At 45.5% G+C, this 21,881-nt stretch carries 17 protein-coding genes and 1 riboswitch; of the genes, 8 read left to right on the top strand and 9 right to left on the bottom strand.

Translation table 11 applies throughout. The annotated features are described in order from the left end of the window. Nucleotides 1–60: 60 nt before the first annotated feature. The 4 genes from csdE to ACED25_RS11685 all read right to left on the bottom strand — a co-directional run bounded on the left by csdE (nt 61) and on the right by ACED25_RS11685 (nt 3,117). A complete protein-coding gene (gene csdE / locus ACED25_RS11700) occupies nt 61–489 on the bottom strand; it encodes a cysteine desulfurase sulfur acceptor subunit CsdE (RefSeq protein WP_009848361.1) in 429 nt (142 codons plus the stop codon). A gap of 37 nt (nt 490–526) precedes the next feature. After that, entirely contained in the window at nt 527–1,336 is an 810-nt protein-coding gene (gene tcdA, locus ACED25_RS11695) for a tRNA cyclic N6-threonylcarbamoyladenosine(37) synthase TcdA (RefSeq protein ID WP_102250040.1), read from the bottom strand. A gap of 113 nt (nt 1,337–1,449) precedes the next feature. Next, nucleotides 1,450–2,562, bottom strand: a complete 1,113-nt coding sequence (gene mltA / locus ACED25_RS11690; RefSeq protein WP_017101899.1) for a murein transglycosylase A — start codon at nt 2,560–2,562, stop codon at nt 1,450–1,452. Nucleotides 2,563–2,643: 81 nt separating this feature from the next. Further along, nucleotides 2,644–3,117, bottom strand: a complete 474-nt coding sequence (locus ACED25_RS11685) for a DUF2850 domain-containing protein (protein WP_029225603.1) — start codon at nt 3,115–3,117, stop codon at nt 2,644–2,646. A 161-nt stretch (nt 3,118–3,278) separates the two neighbouring features. Between ACED25_RS11685 and argA the strand changes: the two genes are divergently transcribed. Continuing rightward, entirely contained in the window at nt 3,279–4,616 is a 1,338-nt protein-coding gene (gene argA, locus ACED25_RS11680; RefSeq protein WP_012603356.1) for an amino-acid N-acetyltransferase, read from the top strand. A 278-nt stretch (nt 4,617–4,894) separates the two neighbouring features. Beyond that, the gene (locus tag ACED25_RS11675) at nt 4,895–5,086 is read left to right on the top strand and encodes a hypothetical protein (RefSeq protein WP_004735192.1); all 192 of its coding nucleotides are present in this window, start codon (nt 4,895–4,897) and stop codon (nt 5,084–5,086) included. Between the two features lie 79 nt (nt 5,087–5,165). Here the strand turns inward: ACED25_RS11675 and recD are convergent, their stop codons facing one another. From recD to ACED25_RS11650, 5 genes are all read right to left on the bottom strand, one after another. After that, nucleotides 5,166–7,376 (bottom strand): exodeoxyribonuclease V subunit alpha, encoded by a 2,211-nt coding sequence (gene recD / locus ACED25_RS11670; RefSeq protein ID WP_371695315.1) that lies wholly within the window; start codon nt 7,374–7,376, stop codon nt 5,166–5,168. Then, nucleotides 7,376–11,050, bottom strand: a complete 3,675-nt coding sequence (gene recB / locus ACED25_RS11665) for an exodeoxyribonuclease V subunit beta (protein ID WP_371695314.1) — start codon at nt 11,048–11,050, stop codon at nt 7,376–7,378. Before recB ends, recD begins: the two co-directional genes overlap by 1 nt. A gap of 260 nt (nt 11,051–11,310) precedes the next feature. Further along, nucleotides 11,311–11,472, bottom strand: coding sequence for a hypothetical protein (locus ACED25_RS11660; protein ID WP_197088169.1), 162 nt, complete (start codon nt 11,470–11,472; stop codon nt 11,311–11,313). A 6-nt stretch (nt 11,473–11,478) separates the two neighbouring features. Beyond that, entirely contained in the window at nt 11,479–14,955 is a 3,477-nt protein-coding gene (gene recC / locus ACED25_RS11655) for an exodeoxyribonuclease V subunit gamma (protein ID WP_371695313.1), read from the bottom strand. A gap of 127 nt (nt 14,956–15,082) precedes the next feature. Beyond that, nucleotides 15,083–16,033, bottom strand: a complete 951-nt coding sequence (locus ACED25_RS11650) for a TDT family transporter (protein WP_102580015.1) — start codon at nt 16,031–16,033, stop codon at nt 15,083–15,085. A gap of 206 nt (nt 16,034–16,239) precedes the next feature. On the opposite strand from ACED25_RS11650, the gene ACED25_RS11645 reads away from it, so the two are divergent. The 6 genes from ACED25_RS11645 (at nt 16,240) to dapD (ending at nt 21,795) form a co-directional block, all read left to right on the top strand. Next, entirely contained in the window at nt 16,240–17,136 is an 897-nt protein-coding gene (locus ACED25_RS11645; RefSeq protein ID WP_371695312.1) for a LysR family transcriptional regulator, read from the top strand. A gap of 89 nt (nt 17,137–17,225) precedes the next feature. Then, nucleotides 17,226–17,519 carry a YebG family protein gene (locus ACED25_RS11640; RefSeq protein WP_004735185.1) on the top strand — a complete coding sequence of 98 codons (294 nt, stop codon included), beginning with the start codon at nt 17,226–17,228 and terminating at the stop codon, nt 17,517–17,519. Nucleotides 17,520–17,673: 154 nt separating this feature from the next. Then, a riboswitch (Fluoride riboswitch) is annotated at nt 17,674–17,757 on the top strand. A 194-nt stretch (nt 17,758–17,951) separates the two neighbouring features. Continuing rightward, nucleotides 17,952–18,644 (top strand): iron-sulfur cluster assembly scaffold protein, encoded by a 693-nt coding sequence (locus ACED25_RS11635; protein ID WP_371695311.1) that lies wholly within the window; start codon nt 17,952–17,954, stop codon nt 18,642–18,644. Nucleotides 18,645–18,667: 23 nt separating this feature from the next. After that, nucleotides 18,668–19,642, top strand: coding sequence for a GGGtGRT protein (locus ACED25_RS11630; protein WP_371695310.1), 975 nt, complete (start codon nt 18,668–18,670; stop codon nt 19,640–19,642). 215 nt (nt 19,643–19,857) lie between these two features. Next, nucleotides 19,858–20,499 carry a MarC family protein gene (locus tag ACED25_RS11625; RefSeq protein WP_371695309.1) on the top strand — a complete coding sequence of 214 codons (642 nt, stop codon included), beginning with the start codon at nt 19,858–19,860 and terminating at the stop codon, nt 20,497–20,499. 264 nt (nt 20,500–20,763) lie between these two features. Then, nucleotides 20,764–21,795 carry a 2,3,4,5-tetrahydropyridine-2,6-dicarboxylate N-succinyltransferase gene (gene dapD / locus ACED25_RS11620; RefSeq protein ID WP_009848346.1) on the top strand — a complete coding sequence of 344 codons (1,032 nt, stop codon included), beginning with the start codon at nt 20,764–20,766 and terminating at the stop codon, nt 21,793–21,795. Nucleotides 21,796–21,881 lie beyond the last annotated feature (86 nt).

Here is a 21,881-nt window from a genome sequence, read left to right as displayed (position 1 = left end):
AAATTATGTAGGGTTGGCGTTTAGCGTCAACCCTTTTTGTTTCTGTGTATCTAAGAAATGTTAAGCACTTAGCTCTTGGATTTGAGCAACAATCGCTTTTAATCCATTGCCGCGAGATGGGCTTAGATGGGTAATTAAACCGATTTGTTCAAAGTATCCATCGATATCGAACGCTTGAATCTGCTCTGATGTTTTTCCATCATACGCAGCCATCACTAATGCAATCAGACCGCGAACGATACGCGCATCAGAATCAGCACAAAAGCGCCAAACACCGTCGATATTTTGAGAAACCAACCACACTTGGCTTTCACAACCAGATACGACAACCTGTTCACTTTTCAGTTCATCAGGCATGCTAGGCAGTTTCTTACCCCACTGAATCACCTGGCGATAACGATCTTCCCAGCCGCTGAAAGTCTGCATTTTTGCGACAATATCATCACTGGTAATTTCTTTGCCAAATGGAAAGCTTGGGAATGTGGTCATTTTAATATCCAGTCGATTGTTAATTGAGAAGAAGACGTTACTTAGCGTGCTTTTGAACGATCTTTTCTACGATACGTGAAACAGCCACAAAACCAAAAGTCGCGGTTACCACTGTCGCGGCACCAAAACCCGTCGCGCAATCCATACGTTTTGGACCTTCTGCGGTCGCTTTCGCAGCACATACACTGCCGTCAGCTTGAGGGTATTTAAGTTGCTCAGTCGAGAACACACAATCGATACCAAACTTACGCGCAGGGTTCTTAGGGAAATTATGATGACGACGCAATGTGTCTTTCAATTTCTTCGCTAACGGATCTTGAATCGTTTTAGTCAGATCAGCCACTTTAATTTGAGTCGGGTCAACTTGCCCACCCGCGCCACCCGTAGTGATCACTTTGATTTTGTTGCTACGGCAATACGCCAACAACGAAGCCTTAGCTTTCATGCTATCAATCGCATCGAGCACAAAGTCGAACTCTTTCGATAGGTATTCAGCCTGATTATCAGGACCAATAAAGTCGTCGATCAGGTTCACTTTACACTCAGGGTTAATCAGCTTAACGCGCTCTGCCATCACTTCGATTTTACTCTTACCAACCGTGCCCGACATTGCGTGGATTTGACGGTTAATGTTCGTCACGCACACATCATCCATATCGATCAATGTCAGCTCACCTAAACCTGTACGAGCAAGCGCTTCAACCGCCCATGAACCGACACCGCCAATACCGATCACACACACGTGTGCTGCTCTAAGTATATCTACTTCACTATTGCCATATAGGCGACGAGTGCCACCAAATCGTTGGTCATAGTTTTCTGAAGCTGGAGTGGTCAATTCACGCATTGTTGCCGCCAATTTATTTCTGAGAAAAAGAAAAGAGTGCGTTTTATACGCACTCTTGAATTAAAAGTCTAGGGGATTAGCGATTCGCTTTCAATGCCCCATTTTATTGTTGTTTACTCGACCTTTTCAGGAGGCAAAGCCCAAGGCGCTTCGGTTGCGCTGCCATCTAGACCCAGCTTCCACACCCGACCAAAATGCTTGTAATGACCCGCTTCAGTTCCTGCTCGTGGGCCCATACCATGGTAGAGGTCCAAATGGTTTTGCTTAACCGCACCACCGGTATCTAAAACCAATAGTAGTCTTAGTTGGTGCGCGCCGCTCCAAGTACCATCAGCATTCAGTAACGGAACCTCAGCCAGGATAGGTGTTCCCATTGGTAAGATAGAGCGATCGCCCGCTACCGCCGCCATCGGTAATAGAGGAATGCCAGCGCTACCCATTACGGATAGATCATCTCTCGCGCTAAAGAAGACAAACGATGGGTTTTGCTCTAGCAGTTCTTTTACCACTTCAGGATCGTTTACCAAGACCCACTCTTTGATAGCTTTCAATGACATTTTTTCGCGTGGCACTAAACCTCGCTCGATCAAAACACGGCCAATACTCACGTAAGCTTTATTGTTCTTACCCGCGTATGCAAAATACTGCAGCGTGTCATCATCTCCGAAATGCACAAAGCCGCTGCCCTGTACTTCCATCATAAATGGGTCGATACGGTTTGCTGAATAACCTAACTCAAGACCTTGGCCTTCTAATGCACCGTTGTAGATCTCTTCGCGTGTTGGACACTCTTTATCACACTCTGGAAGCCCATAAACAGGGAATCGGTATTCTTCGTTTGCTTCATGTCGCAGTTCCATTACAGGAGAAAAGTAACCCGTGAATAAAACATTACCTTGTTTATCACCACCACCTAATTGAGCAGTTTGAACGCCAAAATTAGCGAGTTCACTCGGCTCTCCACTCAGCACCGCCCATTCATTGAGTTGCTGATAAAGCGGCTCATAGATTTTAGCCATCGAAGGGGATTTAGAAACCACCATCTCAGCTTGCTCTGCAAATGCGGTGAAGTCTCTTGGTTTATTAGATTCAACCAAATCGACCTTATTTAAGGTTCGGGGAAATTCACCATCAAGGTGTTGTTGGGCAAGATCAGTGGGTTGAGCACAGCCAAATAAGAAAGAGGCAGCAACAAGGGGAAGCCATTTTTTAATCACAAGAGTCATCCTAAATATTCTATGCATCGAGGATGACAAAAACGATCAGATAACACAATCTTAGATTGTAAATGTTTACAGTAAGATAACCTATCGAACTGAGTTATCGATATAACCTTTAAGGCGAAAGACTGGATTATAGTGATTGTCCGATACAAGCATCATTTCTGTCTTATCAGAATTCGTTAGGCGAAAGCGATACGTTTTATTGCCTGCCTTATATTCGAAGTACTTACCATCAAAGTCAAAATGAGTCGATACAACCGAGCCACGTACTGACACACCATTATCATTCAATACAAACTCGTCCGCAGCATAACGAGCGACATCTTGCTCTACCCAAGTGCCATATAGCAGTGTCTCTGGTGTCACCGCATCTTGTACTCGAGAAAACACATCGGCGAACAAGGAAGCGACGGCAAACGAACCCACCAAAGCTAAAACCATTAAACTGCGTTCAATGAGCTTACGTCTCAATTTAGGTTTGTTGCGCTGCTCTGCTCCACTGTAAAGACCTTTTGCGAGCTCATCAATCTTACTCTTTCTTACTGGATTTTTTTGCATTCGTTTACGACTCATAAGGATGCTGTACGCATTGTACACTGAGACAGTTTATAAAACGAAGCCTAGATGAGAATAGTTTGCGCTTCATTCCAAAAAGTTGTTGTTCAGATTTGAATTTAAATGCTAAATTATCGAATAAATAAACAAGGAAGACTTATTCTGTGAAATTAAGAAGTACAGCGCTAGTCAAAGGCTTTAGGCAATCGACCCCTTATGTAAATGCTCACCGTGGTAAAACCATGGTGATTATGTTGGGAGGTGAAGCCGTTGCCGATAGAAACTTTGGCAATATTATTAGTGATATAGCCCTGCTTCATAGCCTTGGGGTTAAGATTGTTCTCGTTCATGGGGCAAGACCACAGATCAACCAACTGTTAGAGAAGCAAGACTGCCATACGCCTTACCATAAAAATATTAGAGTCACAGATGAATATTCTTTAGGTGTTGCAATGCAGGCGGCTGGACAACTGCAACTTGCGATCACCGCTCGCCTTTCAATGAGTTTGAACAACACCCCAATGGCAGGAACTCAACTGAATGTTATGAGTGGTAACTTCATTACCGCTCAACCCTTAGGCGTCGATGATGGTACAGATTACTGCCACAGCGGACGCATTCGTCGAATAGACATCGAAGGGATCAATCGCACCCTTGACCAAGGTTCCATCGTCCTTCTTGGGCCGATTGCCAGTTCAGTCACTGGCGAAAGCTTTAACCTGCTTTCGGAAGAGGTCGCGACACAAGTTGCTATCCGTTTGAAAGCCGACAAACTGATTGGCTTTTGTTCTGAGCAAGGGGTGACTGACGAAAGCGGTAATGTACTCGCCGAACTCTTCCCTAAAGACGCCAAGCAAATTCTTGAACGCTTAACGGAATCCCAGAACCCCGCCGAAGACATGAGCACCGGAACACTGCGCTTCTTGAAAGGAGCGATCTCCGCTTGCCGAGCAGGCGTGCCTCGTTGTCACTTGATCAGCTACAAAGTCGATGGTGCATTGATCCAAGAGCTATTCTCTTTTGATGGTATTGGAACCCAAGTGGTCATGGCGAGTGCCGAACAAGTCAGACAAGCTCAGATTGATGACATCGGTGGTATCTTTGACCTCATTCGTCCTCTTGAAGAACAAGGCATTCTTGTTCGTCGCTCAAGAGAGCAGTTAGAGCAAGAAGTCCATCGTTTTACCATCATCGAAAAAGACGGTCTGATCATTGGTTGCGCTGCGCTATACGCCTATCCAGAAGATCACATGGCAGAGATGGCCTGTGTCGCCATTCACCCAGACTACCGAGATGGCAACCGTGGGCAGATACTGCTGGATTACATGCGTCATCAGTCCAAATCTCGTGATATCGACCAGATCTTTGTTCTTACCACACACAGCCTTCATTGGTTCCGTGAACAGGGTTTTTATGAGATTGCTGTTGATGAATTACCAATGGAAAAACAAGGTCTGTACAACTATCAAAGGAATTCCAAGATCTTAGCGTTAAACGTGTAAATTAAATTTGGAGTAAAACCTCACTTTAATAAGGAATCTATTGCAAATGTAATCGTTTTTCATGTGAGATTTATTAAATATGCACTTTCATTCACAGTTGTAATTGTATAGAATTTGCACGCTTTATGAATATCGACAAGCGTTTTTATTGGAATGCCGCCGAATGTTTAATCTATGACATTTAGGAGGTCACTGCACGGATTGCTATACCCGTTAACGATCAGCATGCTAGTAGTCAGTCTGCTCGTTAATATAAACAGCAAAAGAGCAACATTGATATGAGAACCATTGTTTGTAACTCGCTGCAAAGTTTTTGGGATATGGCTGATAACCAATTCTTAGAAGGGCTAGACGTACACTGCGTGTTCCCTGTTAGCGAGAATCTAAAAGAGTTTATTTTGAATTGCCAAGCAAAATACAAGATAAACCACATATCGTTTACTCGAGCGTTTTTAAGCAAAGAGTCTTAATAACGTTCAAAGCAACCAGGGATGGTTGCTTTGTGTTTATCTAGATTAAGTTCAAGCCCTTCTCTAGCGTCCATAACGACTAATTAGTTAAGCGACTGCCTAAACCACTCACTCGCTCTGTTTTCACCTTAATCCCACGCTTCAACACATTTGTGTCGCTGAACATCATCAGTCGTTTCTTGGCTCGTGTAATACCGGTATAGATAAGCTCTCGCGTTAAAATAGGGCTGAAATCCGGCGGCAAGATCATTAAGGTCAGATCAAACTCACTACCCTGAGATTTATGTATCGTCATTGCATAAGCCGTTTCATGATCGGGCACTCTGCTTGGTAACACAGCTTTCACGCTACCATCCGGCAACTCAAAATAGACCTTCAAGCGAGGTGCTGAATCAGGTTGGCTTGAATCCACCTCAAGCATACAGATACCAATATCACCATTGTACAAACCCAAGCCATGATCATTTCGCGTCACCATTACAGGACGCCCGTGATACCACAGTTCATCATTATGAGGGCTCACCAAACGTCTTGCGGCAAGCGCCCTTTCAATTCTATGGTTGAGACCTTTAACACCAAAGTCCCCTTCACGAATAGAACACAACAGTCGGCATTGGCTGAACAAATCGAGTACCGATTTGGCTCTCGCTTCTTGAGTTTCTAACTCTTCCAATGGCACATTCATTCGATTGAGATACGCGCCATACTCATTAACCAAGGTACGCAGCATCAAGTTATAGCTGTCGCTCGATAGAGGATGATTTTCGATATCGCCAAAACCTTTGGCAAACACTTGGTCTACTTGATTCGCAGAACCGTTATTGATTGCTTTTGCCAGCTGACCAATACCAGAACGCGCATCGAAACGGTAACTCTTCTGCAGCATACACAAGCTGTCTGCAATCGCCGGAGGATTAACGGCTCCCGCTTTTGCTTGCTGTGTATTGGCTATCGCATCAAAGCCTGTCATCTCCGCAATCAAGTTGCCTTGCGCACTGCTGTAACCCGCAGAGTTGAATGAACAGATATCACCGAGCACAGCACCTGCCTCTACTGAAGCCAGTTGGTCTTTATCACCCAACAAGATAAGCCTTGCGTGCTCAGGAAGTGCATCCACCAGCTTATACATCATCGACAGATCAACCATAGAAGCTTCATCCACCACCAAGATATCAAGGTGAAGTGGATTGCGTCGGTTATGTCTAAATTCCGCTCGATTAGGAATCGCGCCGAGTAACCTATGTAAAGTACTGGATTCAGTCGGTATGTTGGCCTTTACTTCAGGAGCTAATGGCAGCTGCTCAATCGCTTTACCAATCGACTCAGTTAAACGTGCTGCCGCTTTACCTGTTGGTGCCACTAGCTTGATCGTCGGTGTTTTACCTTGGCTTAGTGATTGCTCGACCATCGCCGAAAGTAACTTAGTTACCGTGGTCGTTTTACCGGTGCCCGGTCCGCCAGAAATAACCGCAAAACGTCGACTTAACGCCACCGCTGCCGCTACTTTTTGCCAGTTCAAACAGACAGATAACGGCACTAGACTATCCAGCACATCTAAATCGGTCACTTGTTTGGCTTGAACAATCGCTTGATCGATAGAACCCCAATCCAAAGCCTGTTCATCGACGATATCTAGATGGTCACACACTAACTTCTGACGTAATACCTGAGAGGTTTGTTGGTTTGCTTCAGCCTTGGTTAAGGCATTAAACAGGAAGTGATAACTGCGTGCAAAAAGCTGATTGAGCGTCTCAGTCAGTGCTTTTTTCTGCTCAATATTGAACTCTACTGGCTTACTTAAACGGTTTAGAGTTTCAGCCAACACAACTTCGTAGTTCCAATAACGCTGTAAGTAGACACGCTGTCCATCAAACATCAGCGGTTTAACGCAGTCATTCGTTGTTCCAACTAGGTTAGATGATTGCAGGACAATCACCCAATCAATACCCAACAGTTTTTGGTTCAATTGCAGTGCCGTTTCACCGTACAAACCGAGTAACTGGGCTAGATCTGCCGTTAGTTCAGGGGCTGCCGTATGCAGTTGTATAAGCTGAGTACAAATGTGCCCCTTGCCTAATTCATGGCTTACAACGCCAGCAAGAAAGCCGATCTCTTGAGAATGACTCGTCGCTTGCTGCGCAATAAAACGGGCAAACTGATAATCCAATTGACGAATTGAGCCCTTATCCGCAAGGAACTTGAGTACATCCATGAGCTGTTCAGGGATAAGTGAAACTGGCTTTACAGAGTTCGCAGTTTCCATGCCGGTATTATTGGTCGTTGTTATCATTATAGAAGCCCCATCTGTCCAGTTTCATCGTCATTCAATTGCGCTGAACGTCTGTCTATCACTTTACCGTCAATCAATTGATCCATTTCATCGAGCAAAGCCAGTGTTGGTTTAGCCGAGAAAATACCTTGTTGAGATTGGCCGTCCATTCCTCTTAGAAACAAGTAATAAACCCCACCGAAATGTTGTTCATAACTGTAATCTGCAACGCGACTGCGTAAGAAGCGGTGCAATGCCAACGCATAGATTTGATATTGAAGATCGTAACGGTGGTCAGCCATTGCCGATTTCAATGCCTCACCATGGTAGACGGCAACGTCATCACCTAAATGATTCGATTTCCAGTCGAGGACATAGTATTTACCTTGGTGCTCAAACACTAAATCGATGAAGCCTTTCAACATGCCTTGCACGGTTTGAAAGCCAAGGTCACCCGCTTTTGCTGATAGCGGATCGTGATACTGAATGGTTTGATTCAATTCAGATGCGGCTAATACTTCGATCGGCAACAAGAATTCCATCTCGACTAAACGTTGCGTTGAGTCTTTCTCGCTAAGTTTTAGATTTTTACCATCCAACGCGGTGTTCAGCACCGTATCGACAAGTTGTTGAAGCACGGGTAGCCACTCGAATTCGTATTGCTCTGACTCTAATAAGTGAGTGATTACTTGCGTGTTATGTTCGCTGGTTGCTGGCTCGGTAAATTCAACATCCTCAAACAAGGTGTGCAAGAAGGTACCTGGACGAGCGCCACGAGGGAAGGTGAATATAGAACGTTCAGGTTCTATCAACTCAGACTCGTCTTGTTCATCCGCCGAATCAATATCAAAGCCAGACACCTCAATGGTCGCATCATGGCTTGCTCCGTGGCTGCCCTGTTTGACTAGTCCTGAGTAACTGGTGATACGCCAAGCTCGGTCGATTGACGCCTTAAGTTCACTGGCCTGTAAGTCGTCACTCACTTGTTCTGCTTGTACAAAAACTTGCTCGTGAGCGGTTGGTGTTTCAGACAGCAATACGCTTGAATTCTTCCCCTCAATCGCTGACAGAGCTTGATGTAACTCGGCGATGCCTTGCTCTTGTCCATTTTGAACCAAGTAGCCCATGGCACTTAAGTGAACGCCGGTCGGCTCTTTGGTTGAACGCCCTTTACGTAAAGGAGCCATACCAATGAAACAACCGTAAACGGCACGAGTAAGCGCCACGTAAATCAAACGTAAGTCTTCCGCCAATCGCTCTTTGTCGGCTTGCGCTAAGGCACTGTCGCTACCCGTAATATCAAGCACTGTGGTATCTGATTCATGGTCGTAGAACTTACCTTCACTCGCTTCACGATAACTCGCCACGAACGGCAGGAATACTAGGTCATATTCCAAACCTTTCGATTTATGAATAGTGACGATTTGAACTAAGTTTCTCTCTGATTCAAGGCGTTGAATGTCGTCTTCACTGCCACCTAAACCATTTTGCGCATCTGATATCGCTTCTGCTAGCCAACGTAACAAGCCATAGTCACTGTCGAGTTCTTGCCTAGCTTGTTGCAGCAATTCGCCAATGTGCATTAAATCAGTGAGTGAGCGCTCACCATTTTCTTCTTCCAGTAAGCGTTCCGCGAGATGCCTTTTACTGATCACGCTGCGAAGCATTGGTAATACGCCACGCTGTAGCCACAACTTACGATATTCTCGAAATTCGTTAACGACGTTTTCCCAAACCACTTCATCGTTGTTGAGTTCATCCAATGATGCGGCATCCAAAGAAAACAATTCCGACGCTAAACTCGCGCGCAATGCACGATCGTTTTCAGGTGTCAACACCGCTTGCAATAGGCGTTGAATATCTTGCGCGACCAAGCTGGTAAATACACTGTCTCGGTTAGACAAATACACACTAGCGATGCCTTGTTCCGACAACGCATTCTTAATCAGGCGACCTTCACTACCGGTTCGAACCAAGACAGCAATATCACCTGCATTCACGGCATGTTGCTTTTTACCGTTATCAAAATAAGCTTGCTCGTTTTGAGAAGCGGTCAGAATGGTTTGAATTTGACTCGCCGTCGCCTCAGCCATTGCTTTGTGATATTCGCCTTTTGGTAAGGGCTTGTCTTCAGTCTCTTGCAGCCAAAAAGTGAGCGCGTGTTGAGTTTGACCATCCATCACCCATTGGCGTTTGTCAGCCGATGGGCTCGCTGCTACGGGCAAAAATGGAATGTCTTGGTCGTAGATAAACGGGCTATCCGAATTCATAAACACTTGGTTTACCGCGCTGACCATATCAGCACTCGAACGCCAGTTAGTGCCTAACGTATAGTGAGCACTAACTTGGTTTCTTGCCTTAATGTAGGTAAAGATATCCGCACCACGGAAGCCATAGATAGCCTGCTTCGGGTCGCCGATCATAAACAGACCGCATTGCGGGTTATCGAGATAGATTCGGCTAAAAATACTGTATTGCAGCGGATCGGTATCTTGGAATTCATCGATCATCGCCACTGGGTATAAGGTGCGGATTCTCTCCACTAGCAATGATTGCTCATCCACATCAATTGACGCAGATAACTGAGTCAACAAATCATCAAACGATAACCACTGCTTTTGCTGTTTAGCCTTAGCTAGCATAGTCCGACAATGGGTAATGGCATGCGCCAGCAATGGAGCTTTTAGATCTGCTGGATAATTTAAGAAGTCCTCAATCGCTTCGAAAACGGCGTGCTGAGGTGCAGTGCCTTTTGGTGTTTTCTCGATTAATGTTGCTTGTGAGAACTTCTCTAATTTATCTGGGAACTGGTAATCATGAGTGTCGCTCTGTGCCCATGCTGTGACGGCTTCTAACCAAGTCGGTAAAGACTTCTTGGTGTAGCTACGCTTGTTCACATCTGAACCTGAAATCAAAGCCAGAAAGTCCGCTTCAGATTCACACCACAACGCCTTAAGTTGCTTCACTTTATCTAGGTTTTGATTGTGCAGTGTTTGCAGGTCACCCGACATCGCATCTACCGTTAGCTTTAGTGGAGAACCCGTCAGGTAGCGATTTACGTCAGCCAATAATGAAGCGGGAGAACCCCAAATATTTCGCACTTCGCCCGCGAGTTGAATTGGCAGCGGGTAGAACTGTTTACGCCAATAGTCAGCAACCACTTGTGCTTTTAGGTGGCTTTCATCAGTCACAAATTCATTATCAAAACGGCTTCCAGACTCAAAAGCATTTTGGGTCAACATTCGCTGACAGAAACCATGAATGGTGTAGACCGCGGCCTCATCCATTTGTCTTTCGGCATTGAGCAGGGTTTTCGCCGCGCCAACATGATCTTCGATGGCTTGTAACAGAGGAGCAATCACTGGATCATCACTTTGCCCACGAGCAAACGCAATCCGTGCATCATGGATTCGAGCACGAATACGATCACGTAGCTCTGCCGTTGCCGCTTCGGTAAAGGTCACCACTAGAATTTGGTCTACAGTTAGTGGCTCATGGTGTCGTGTAGCTTCCGTCAGATCACCTTGCGGCGCAGCAGTGCCGTGCCCCAGCAGTAAGCGCAAATACAAGCCAGCAATAGTAAATGTTTTACCCGTACCCGCCGATGCTTCAATTAAACGCGCGCCATGAAGTGGAAACGTCATGGTATCGAGTGTTTTTGGAGCGATTACCTGAACACTGCTTGTGGTCGTCATGCCTTACTGCCTTTTGATAGATGAGTCTGTTAAAAATGTGACTATTGCTATAAATGTGACCTAGCGTGGAAAACGTCATTCAATTTACGTCCTACGCTGATTTGTTAATAGTTAGTGCGATCTCTCTCACGGATCAATTCAGATCGCCTCGCTACTATGCGCCCACGAGTTCAGGAGCGCCTATGAGTTTTGTACTTTACGGCGTTACTTTGAACCACAGAATAATGGTCCCTCTGACCTGTGGCCGTACAGCGAACGCCCTACACTAATAATGATTTACTGGCGGCCACTTTATTTCCTGTACCTTGCTTACCCTCACCTTGATTCCCTTCACCTGGAAAGTAAGCATCCCAAATGCTTAGCAGCGACTCTCTTTGGTCTTTTATTAATTCAGCGCATACGCTATTGATCTTGTCGATCACAGCCAATTACTCCTGATCTTCCAGATCGGCTGCAGCCAACCTTGCCGCCTGTAGCACAAGTGTCGAGTACATACGTGATTGAACGGCCAGTTCATCATCCCACTTAGGCCAGATTCGTGAGATGTAGGTATCTCTGCCCTCGCCCGTAAAGGCAAAGCTGTCATTAAAGGTATCGTCCATTTTCTTGAGTGACTTCTCTTCGTCATCAACCCACTTACCACGACTAAAGCCCGCCTCAACGCCAGCCAATGCGGTTTTCGGGAAGTAAGGCAGTGGTGCAGTCATGCCTTGATAAAACAGTCGCACTAATTCCGCCAGCAAACCTCTCGCCTGCTGTGCATCACCAATAGGCTGTAGCGTTTGGTGAACCACGCCCTCTTTTCTGTCATAGCCAATAATATGGGTCGTTTTTCCGTGCCCCATAACAGCGCAGGATAGATGATCAATCCACGCAGCCAAGTAATCTTGAGAGCGTATTTTGCCGCTACGGAAACGCACTAGACCTGATTGGTAGTTCTGAGTTAACCACCCCATCAAGCGAACAGGCTTACCTTCGCCTAACACGTCAAACTCGATATTCACTTCGAGATCTTGCTGCGGTGATCCGCTCACAAATCGAATCTCTTTGGCTAAGTCTTCCGCTTGAACACGATTGGTTTCAAATTCGATGTCACCGAAGGCGCCAACAGGTAGTCGACCTTGGGCTTTTTGCTCAGAGACAAACAAGCGAACCGCTTCATCTGCCCCTTCTGGGTGATCGAGTAGTACTTGGAGCAAAGCATCTTTAAGCTGGAAGCTCTCTAAGCCATTAAGCACGAATGGCTCATCGTCTTCCATTACCGGCAGCGGTGGCTCAAACACGACTTTTAAACGGCGATTAAAGAAGTATTGCACCGGCAAGCGCCAGAAACGCTGTAGCTCAACCAGATCGAGCTCCAATGGATAAGTCGCACCAAGCAAATAGTCATCCAAGGCACGATTGAATTCACCACTGCGTTCACCGGAACGGTTAGCCGCAGGAAGCCACTCTTTGGCGTAACTCAATACATAACTTTCATCACCTTGTGTAAAGGCTGCAGGGCTGAACGGCGTCATGGTGTGTTCAAAACTGATCGCTTGAGTCAGCTTGATACCAGAATCATCACTTGGTAGTGCTTGGTCTTTACCTAAGCAGTAGTTTTGCTGACAATATTCAATCAACTCTGAAACCAATACCGACGGCACTCGCTCAGTATTATCTTGAATCGAGCGGCCGACATAACTTATGTACAAACACTCTTGCGCCGACAGCATCGCCTCTAAGAATAGGTAGCGGTCATCATCACGACGAGAACGATCGCCAGGTCGTGTGCGTCCGTTCATCAAGTCAAAACCTTCTGGTGGCATTGAGCGAGGGTAAACCCCATCATTCATACCCAATAAACAGACTGTCTTAAACGGAATGGAACGCATCGGCATCAGAGTACAGAAGTTAACTTGCCCCGCTAAGAAACGCTGGCTAATACGCGCGCCCGACAGCTTATTATTCAAGTACTGATAGATAATGCTTGGCGATAGCTCTTGTTCGTACAAGGCATCATCAAGCTGTTCATTCAGTTGAGAAAGTGCATCACGAATCGACTTAAGCACCACCTCGCCTTCTAGCTCAACGGCGAAGAAATCATCAATCATTTGCAGCAAGGTTTCACGCCACATATCGATTGATTGGGTTTCAGTTAGTCGTTGGCGGTAATGAGCGATACGGTCAATAAAGTGCGCTAACTTACCCGCAAGTTCGGCGTTAATACCCTGAACTTCGTTATAAGCGGCAATCGGAGAGTGTTCAGTTTCAAACAAACCTGCAGAGTCTGACATCGCATAACCCAATAGCATGCGCTGAATGCCGAATAGCCAAGTATTTTGCTCGGTCGCAGGTAAATCAAATTCTGTCGCCGTTGAAGCATCGACACCCCAACGGATACCCGCTTCTTCAACCCATTGCTTGGCTTGCTCGAATTGAAACTCGTCAATACCAAAGCGTGCCATCATCGCAGGAATTTCTAACAGCTCTAGCAACTCAGAAGCTAGACAGCGCGTGTTTGGTAGCGCGACTAACTGCATGAAGGCGGTCAGAATTGGGCTTTCTTGGTCTGCGGTTCTATCAGAGATCGAGTAAGGGATATAACGCTCACCCGGTGCATTACCAAATACCGCCTGAATCGCTGGGCTATAAGCATTAATGTCAGACACCATCACGATGATATCGCGTGGTTTCAGAGTCGGGTTGGTATCAAACATCGCCAACAACTGATCATGAAGGACTTCAACCTCACGCATTGGGCTATGACACGCATGTACGGTTAGAGAGCGATCGCCAAGTTCAACAACCTGTTTATGGTTACTGGAATCTAATATGTGGTCGTCTTGATGTTCTTCTAACTGGAGAATATCGGCTTGCAGTTGATGCAATAGGTTATCTCTCTCAACATCAATAAAGAACTCATGCTCTTCGCAGTCTGATTGAGATAGTAAAAACAGGTTATCTCTGCCCAGTTTCCCCATAGACGCAAGTAAACTATTACCCACGGCTTGGCTGGTATGCAGTTCGTCTTCAATATTAGCTTCTATGCCATCTTTCAATGGTGAAGTTTCACCCTCCAATTTAGGTAAACCATCAACCAACGCAAACTGCTTACGACGCTGGGCTTCAACTCTTGCCAAATATTTACGGTCGCGAATATCGCCCCAGTAATGTTGGCAAGGGTTGGTAAACATCAAGTGCACATCAATCTGCTCACCGAGTGCTTTCAACGCATCCATGTAACGAGGAGGCAACGAAGAGATACCAAACACAAATAAGCGTTTAGGCAGATGTTGCAGTTGACCTTGTTGCTTGGCTAGCGCTTCAATGAAGTCGTGATACAAGTTGCCACGGTGATATTTAGATTGGCCTTGAGACAAAGTTTTCTCATAGAGTGCTTGCCACAAAATCGGTTGCCAAGGGTGCTCTTGTTGTCCCTCATCATCGATAAGTTCTGCAACGGGCTCTCCCGCTTCCCACATCGCCATCCACTCCGGTCGATACACCAAGTAACCATCGAAGATATCGGCAATTTTTTCTGCCAATTGATACAACTTCGAATCATCTTCGTCGTTTTCAAGGTAGCGTTGTAGAGGTAAAAAATTAGGGTGGTCAAGCTTAGCGGGTAGCAAACTCATCAACTTCCACGTCATCGCTTCTTTATTAAAAGCACTGCGTTTTGGTACATCAGGAAGCACTTGGGTAAACATATCCCAAATGAAGGTTGCAGGAAGTGGGAAATCGATATTTGCTGCTACGCCAAACTCTTTGGCGAGTTCCATCTTAAGCCATTGAGACATACCTGGGCTCTGAACCAAGATCTGCTCTTTTTCGAAAGGATTGGCTAAAGGATCACTTTTGATTAAGTGAACGAGAAGGATTTTTAAAGTATCAACTTTATTGGAATGGTAAACAGTAAACAAAGTGCACTCACGCTAATCTTGCCACAATATAAAGCCAGATTAGCATAAGTGCCGTGTTTGGATTAGGAATATAAGCTTATGAAATACTGAAAACTTAAGGTCCGTTTATCTTTTGAACTATTGCTTCTTACAGTTTACTGCCTACCGCGCTTAGAACACGGTGAGGTTTGTAATTCATGTAATAACGAACCGCCACATAACCCACCACAAACGTTGCCACAATCAATTCTAGATACGCTAGACCGAATACTTGATTTATGTAATGCGCTTCAATACCTTGTGCTTGCATCCAAGCCGCCAATTTGAATAGCGCCGTTGCACCAATCACGATTGGGAATGTAAACGCCGCATAGCCAGGGCTGAATGGCAGACGAAGTAGTTTGAAAAACGCGATGTAGATAATAAACGTCATCAACACTGCAATGCCAAAGAGTAACCCAATGATCACTGGCGAAGGATTTGCCGTCACCGTTAGGTAGCCAGCTAAAGATAGACTTGCTGGTGCCGCCATAATCGCAATGGTTGGTTTTGCTGCGTCAGGCACTTCATGAGAGAAGATCAAACGGTAGATCATAAGAGGTAGCATTACGGCATAAACCAATAAACCAAAGACTAAAGTCGCGTGAGCAACGGGTTCTAAGATCGGGTTACCTGAAAAAGAAACGTCTGCCACGATAATACCGATTGGTGGCACAAACCAGCTTGGCACCATGTGGTGAATCTCAAAGTTTTTAGCTCTGTGGTATAAGAAGCTCACCAAGAACACGACATGTAACGCTACCGAAGCGAGCCACACAGCTTCTTGTAAGAATTGAGAGATCGGAGCCAACGAAGCAGACACCACCATACAACCCATTGCGAATGTGGGTACAACACTGCCGACAACAGGGTGAGCAAGGTCTTCACGTAATAAGTGGCCGTGAATCAAAAATTTCACAGCTAAAACAAGAAGCAATACAGCCGCAATACCAGCACTGACCCACTGCACCAAACCCGGTGTGTGCAAAATACCTTGTGCGACTAAAACACCATCCCAACACCAGCCTAAACTTGCAATTGCGAGTGCTAACCCTGCCATGGGTGTTGGAGCTCCTGTTAATCTATATTTAATACGTTGAATCATGTCAGCCTCTCTTAAACTTAATTCACTAAACTTGTGAACTCATCAGCTTGTTGAAGCCATAATACGCTTGCGCTTCGTTAAACAATATCCAATTATATATAACAAGTGTTCATTAATACTGAACGATACCTTTCCTCCAGCAGCGTAAAACTAGGAACCTGATGGCTAATATTTCAATCAAACAACTCAAAGTGTTTGTCACCATTACCCAACATTCGACGCTTACCGCCGCATCGGAAGCACTGTTTTTGTCTAAGGCTGCTGTCAGCATGGCGCTGGGCGAGATGGAGAAACAATTGGGCCACTCTCTATTTGACCGGGTCAACAACCGATTAATTCTCAATCAAGAAGGACAAAAGCTTCTTCCTTTGGCGGATGAGATATTACATCGTACTGCTGGTATTGATGTTTTGTTCCGTGACGACCAGCCTTTAAGTGGCAATCTAAAGGTCGGTGCGAGTGACACAATTGGTAATCAGGTTGCACCGTTTATTCTGTCTGGCTTTCGCGAGCTAACTCAGCATCAGGATCAAAGCTTGTTCATTTCAAACAGTGCGCTGATCTGCCAAAAGTTGGTGGATTATGAACTTGATATCGCGCTAATTGAAGGAAAAACATTACACCCTGAACTCATTTCGAGTCAGTTTAGCTGCGATGAAATGTGTATTATTGTTAGTAATCAACATCCTCTCGTTTCAAAAGAAAAAGTGACTTTAAGCGATTTAGAAGATAGTCACTGGATTCTACGTGAATCAGGCTCAGGGACTCGCGAGTTTTTCCTTCGTGCCGTCGCACCGCGTATCGAACACTGGTATGAATCCTTTGAGCTCAACACCACCGAGGCGATCATCAATTCAGTTTCTGCCAATCTTGGATTCGCGTGTTTATCACGGCTGGCTGCGCAACGAGCAATTGACTCAGGCCGAGTGAAAGCACTCGATGTCCCACTCGACATGAAACGTCGATTCTGGATGCTGGTTCACAAAGACAAATACCAGAGCCCACTGCTGAAATCTTTCATGAGTTATTGTGAAGACTGGGCTACACATCAAGATTGAGGCCGCATTGTTAGGGCTCCAACTGGACTTTTAACATCAGAAACTGTATAAAAAGCCAGTGAAATTTTATCAAACTTAGAGGATTAACCATGGCTGTTATCGTCAAGTACGTGGTCGAACGCAACGGAGAAGAGAAAATGACTTTTACCTCTAAAGCCGAAGCTGACGCATACGACAAAATGCTGGATATGGCTGATGAGCTTTTTGAACTATTAAGCAAAAGCGATTTAGTTGAAGATGAAGGCAAGCAAGAAGAGCTTGCTATGTACCTAGCGAAGAACAAAGAAGAAGTTCTTTACGCATTAGGTGCTAAGCGTAAACCAGCTCCGAAAAAAGAAAAGAAGCTTGAAGCTGTTGAAGACGCAGAAGAAGATGCCGCTTAATTAGCTGAAGTTTTCTAAAAAACGTCAATAATGTCTCTAATCAGAGCTCGTTATTGGCGTTTTTTTATACTTATCGAAATATAATGAACTCTGTTTATAGTCGAAATCGCTCTAAACATTCGCTTGCACAAAAGTGTGATTAAGATCTAATCTATAGCCATCAGGTGATGGGGTTCCACCTAAGCTTTTGCTTCAACCGCCCGTTCTTTTGAACCGTGCTAATGACTCCTACAGAATCGAAAACAGGTAATACTGTTGGATGTATCGCTACTCCTCCATTTTGGAATGGACTTAGTCTATTAAGACCGAGCTTCATGACACCTTTGGATGATCGATACTCAAGATCTGTAGTGAATTAGCCACACCTCTTCCAACACGTCCTGTTTTCTCAACGCCCTAGGTCTTAAATGGCTCTATCAGTGAGAAAACATTATGCACTACTCTTCAGAAATTCAATCAATGTGCCCTATTCAAAGGGGTGATCTTCACACTTCAGCTCCAATTCCAGTTGAAGGTGCTATGGTTAGTCCAAAAGATGTCATCGCTATTTCTGGTTTAAGCCATGGCGTCGGCACTTGTGCACCACAACAAGGTGCAGCAAAACTAACGCTGAACGTAAAAAACGGCATCATCGAAGAAGCGCTAATCGAAACGATTGGTTGTTCAGGCATGACTCAATCAGCCGCGATGGCAGCCGAAATCCTCACAGGAAGAACCATTCTTGAAGCTCTGAATACTGACTTGGTGTGTGACGCTATTAACGTAGCCATGCGTGAAACCTTTCTGCAATTCGTTTACGGTCGAACTCAATCCGCATTCTCTGAAGGCGGCCTAGAAATTGGCGCAGCATTGGAAGACTTAGGTCAAACACAACGTAGCCAAGTAGGCACCAGCTATTCAACCTCAGCGAAAGGCGTTCGTTACCTAGAGCTTGCAGAAGGCTACGTGACCAAGCTTGCACTTGATGATCACAGCGAAGTGATTGGCTACGAATATCTCAACCTCGGCAAAATGATGAAGGCGATTAACCAAGGCATGCCAGCTAATGAAGCTGCTGACCTTGCGACGGGGACTTATGGTCGCTTCGATGAAGCCGTTACCACCATTAACCCACGCCAACACTAATTTTGCCAATTTAGAGGAAAGATATGATGAACACTCAATTTAATGAATCGGTAACTCGCGTATTGGCAGAAATGAACTTCGACTCTTTAGAGCAAGCGAACCAATACTGCAAAGCCCACAACGTTGATCCAAAAGCCTTGGTGATGGACACCCAGCCTATCGCTTTTGAAAGCGCTGCCGATGCTTATATCCTTGGTTCAGCACTGGCGCTATTTCGCAAAGCCACCAGCGCAGAACAAGCAGCGAATATCATTGGTGAAGGCCTTCAAGCATTCACCAAACCCGGCAGTGTTGCTGAGCAACGCCAGGTCGGTATTGGCCACGGTGCATTGGCTGCACGTCTTCTCAATGAAGAGAGTCACTGCTTTGCTTTCCTTGCGGGCCATGAATCTTTTGCTGCTGCAGAAGGTGCGATTAAAATCGCACTCAACGTCAACAAATCACGTCACAACCCATTGAAGGTAATACTCAATGGTCTAGGTAAAGATGCGGCTTACTTAATTTCTCGCATCAATGGTTTTACCTATGTTCGCACTCAATACGATTACCAAACAGGTGAGCTTGTTGAAACAGAACGCCGCCGCTTCTCACAAGGCCCTCGCGGAGAGATCTTGTGTTACGGCGCTGATGATGTACGTGAAGGCGTGGCAATCATGCACAGAGAAGAAGTGGATGTGAGTATTACGGGTAACTCAACTAACCCAACGCGCTTCCAACACCCTGTTGCAGGTATCTACAAAGCAGAACGTACTCGCCAAGGTTTACCTTACTTCTCAGTTGCTTCAGGCGGCGGTACAGGTAGAACATTGCACCCAGATAACGTGGCAGCAGGCCCAGCGTCTTACGGCATGACAGATACCATGGGCAGAATGCATGCTGATGCTCAGTTCGCAGGTAGCTCTTCTGTTCCGGCTCACGTGGCAATGATGGGCTTCATCGGTATGGGTAACAACCCAATGGTCGGTGCGACAGTTGCATTGGCTGTAGCAGTAAGCTAATCTCAAAACGCATAACGACAACGTTGAGCGCCATGCTCTATCCATAGAGTAGAGTCCGTAAACTGAGAAACAAGCAACAACAGACGACCAAAACTCTACACCTATCACTAAAACCAAACAGCCAGCCTTATGCTGGCTGTTTTTTATTCACACTTGCTCTACTATCTATTTCTAATAATTATTTGTATTTAACTGCATCTTTTCAAAGGAATAATATGAAAGAGCTCATCATTCATACCATTACCGTGTTCATGGGCTTTTTTGCCATTATGAACCCTATCGCTAATACGCCAATCTTTCTTGGGTTAACCGGTGATAATGACAGGGAAACGGTTAAATCTATCGCATTCCGATCGGTACTTATCGCCTTCGTTATCGTCAGTACTTTTGCGATTTCTGGCAAACTGATCTTTGATCTCTTTGGTATCACGCTGTACGCACTGCGCATCACAGGCGGCATTCTGGTCTTTTTGATTGGCTTTCACATGCTGCAAGGTGACTCAACACATTCAAAAGCAAAAGAGAAAGTGAACTCAGACGCCCAGAAAGACGCAGCTCTAAGTATCGCCGTCTCACCACTTGCAATGCCAATTCTCGCTGGCCCCGGCACCATTGCCACTGCGATGAACTTTGCCAGTACCGAGGGGGTCTATGAAACCATCATAACCATCGTCGCTTTCGGCCTACTGTGTACCCTAACCTATGTCTTATTTGTATTCGGCGAGCGATTTGTTAAAGCTGTCGGACCAAGTGCATTGAACGTGATAACCCGAATGATGGGTTTAATACTCGCCGTTATCGGTATGCAGATGTTGATTGAAGGGATTGAGCAGGCTTATAAAGCGCTATTTATCTAAAGAGTGTTGTTCATTTAAAGAACGTTGGTTATCTAACTTTGATATCAAATTTTGTTGAATTGCATCATTTTCTCATTGCAGAAAACTATCTCCAGAAAGACAAGCAATATCATTTTACAGACTTTATCCCGATGCGCCCTTTCATAACGAGGGCGCTCTCTTTATGATGAACGCAATTAAATTAACTTTGCTAACGGCAGCGCTTGTTATTCGAGCCGCTGTTATGAAATAGCAAAATCAAGACTCAACACATGGAGATTCAACATGGCTTACTTTTCACTAGCCTTCGGTACGGCAACCAAAAACCGCGACAATAAAATCATTGAAGCGTTCTTCCCTAACCCACTTCTAAACCCAAGCGACGCTCTTGTTGCGGCTGTTGGTGAAGTTGCAGGTTACACTGAAGGCAACCAAGCTATCGAAATCTCTGCTGCACAAAGCGCAGAACTAGCGAAAGCATTCGCAGCAAACGACGATGCAGCAAACGCATCTTTCGCAGAAAAAGCAGCAGCATCTGAGCAACCTCTTGTTCTTGTTGTTCTTGCGACTGACGAGAAGCCAGCATCAGTTGCTGAAGGCTTCCTTAAGCTGCAACTGATCTCTAACCGCCTAGTTCAACCACACGGTACGGTATTAGACGGTATCTTCGGTCTACTGCACAACATCGCATGGACTAACGAAGGCCCTATCGATCTTCCTGAGCTGGCTGAGCGTCAAATCGAAGCTCGCCTAGCGGGTCGCGCTCTGTCTGTAGATTGCGTAGACAAGTTCCCTAAGATGGTGGATTACGTGGTACCAACAGGTATTCGTATTGCTGACACTTCTCGTGTTCGTCTTGGTGCACACGTAGGCGAAGGCACAACAGTAATGCACGAAGGTTTCATCAACTTCAATGCGGGTACTACCGGTGTGAGCATGGTTGAAGGTCGTATCTCTGCAGGTGTGGTTGTAGGTAACGGTTCTGATATCGGCGGCGGCGCTTCTATCATGGGTACTCTGTCTGGTGGCGGTACTATGGTTATCTCTATCGGCGAAAACTGCCTACTAGGCGCAAACGCTGGTCTTGGCTTCCCTATGGGCGACCGTTGTACGGTTGAGTCTGGTCTTTACGTGACTGCGGGTACTAAGGTTCGCATGTTAGATAAAGAAGGCAACGAAGTAGAAATCATTAAAGCTCGTGACCTTGCTGGCGTTTCTGACCTTCTGTTCCGTCGTAACTCGATTACTGGCCAAATTGAATGTCTAGCGAACAAGTCTGCTGTTGAACTGAACAGCGAGCTACACAGCAACAACTAATCGTTAGATTCTAGAGTTCTATATAAATAGAAAGTCTAAAGCCGCAGGGGGCAAATTCTGCGGCTTTTTTGATCCTAGCTCTATAA

It is taken from the genome of Vibrio sp. 1F263 (genome assembly GCF_041439035.1).
GTDB lineage: Bacteria > Pseudomonadota > Gammaproteobacteria > Enterobacterales > Vibrionaceae > Vibrio > Vibrio tasmaniensis_A.
This window is presented reverse-complemented; position numbering and strand designations above follow the sequence as displayed.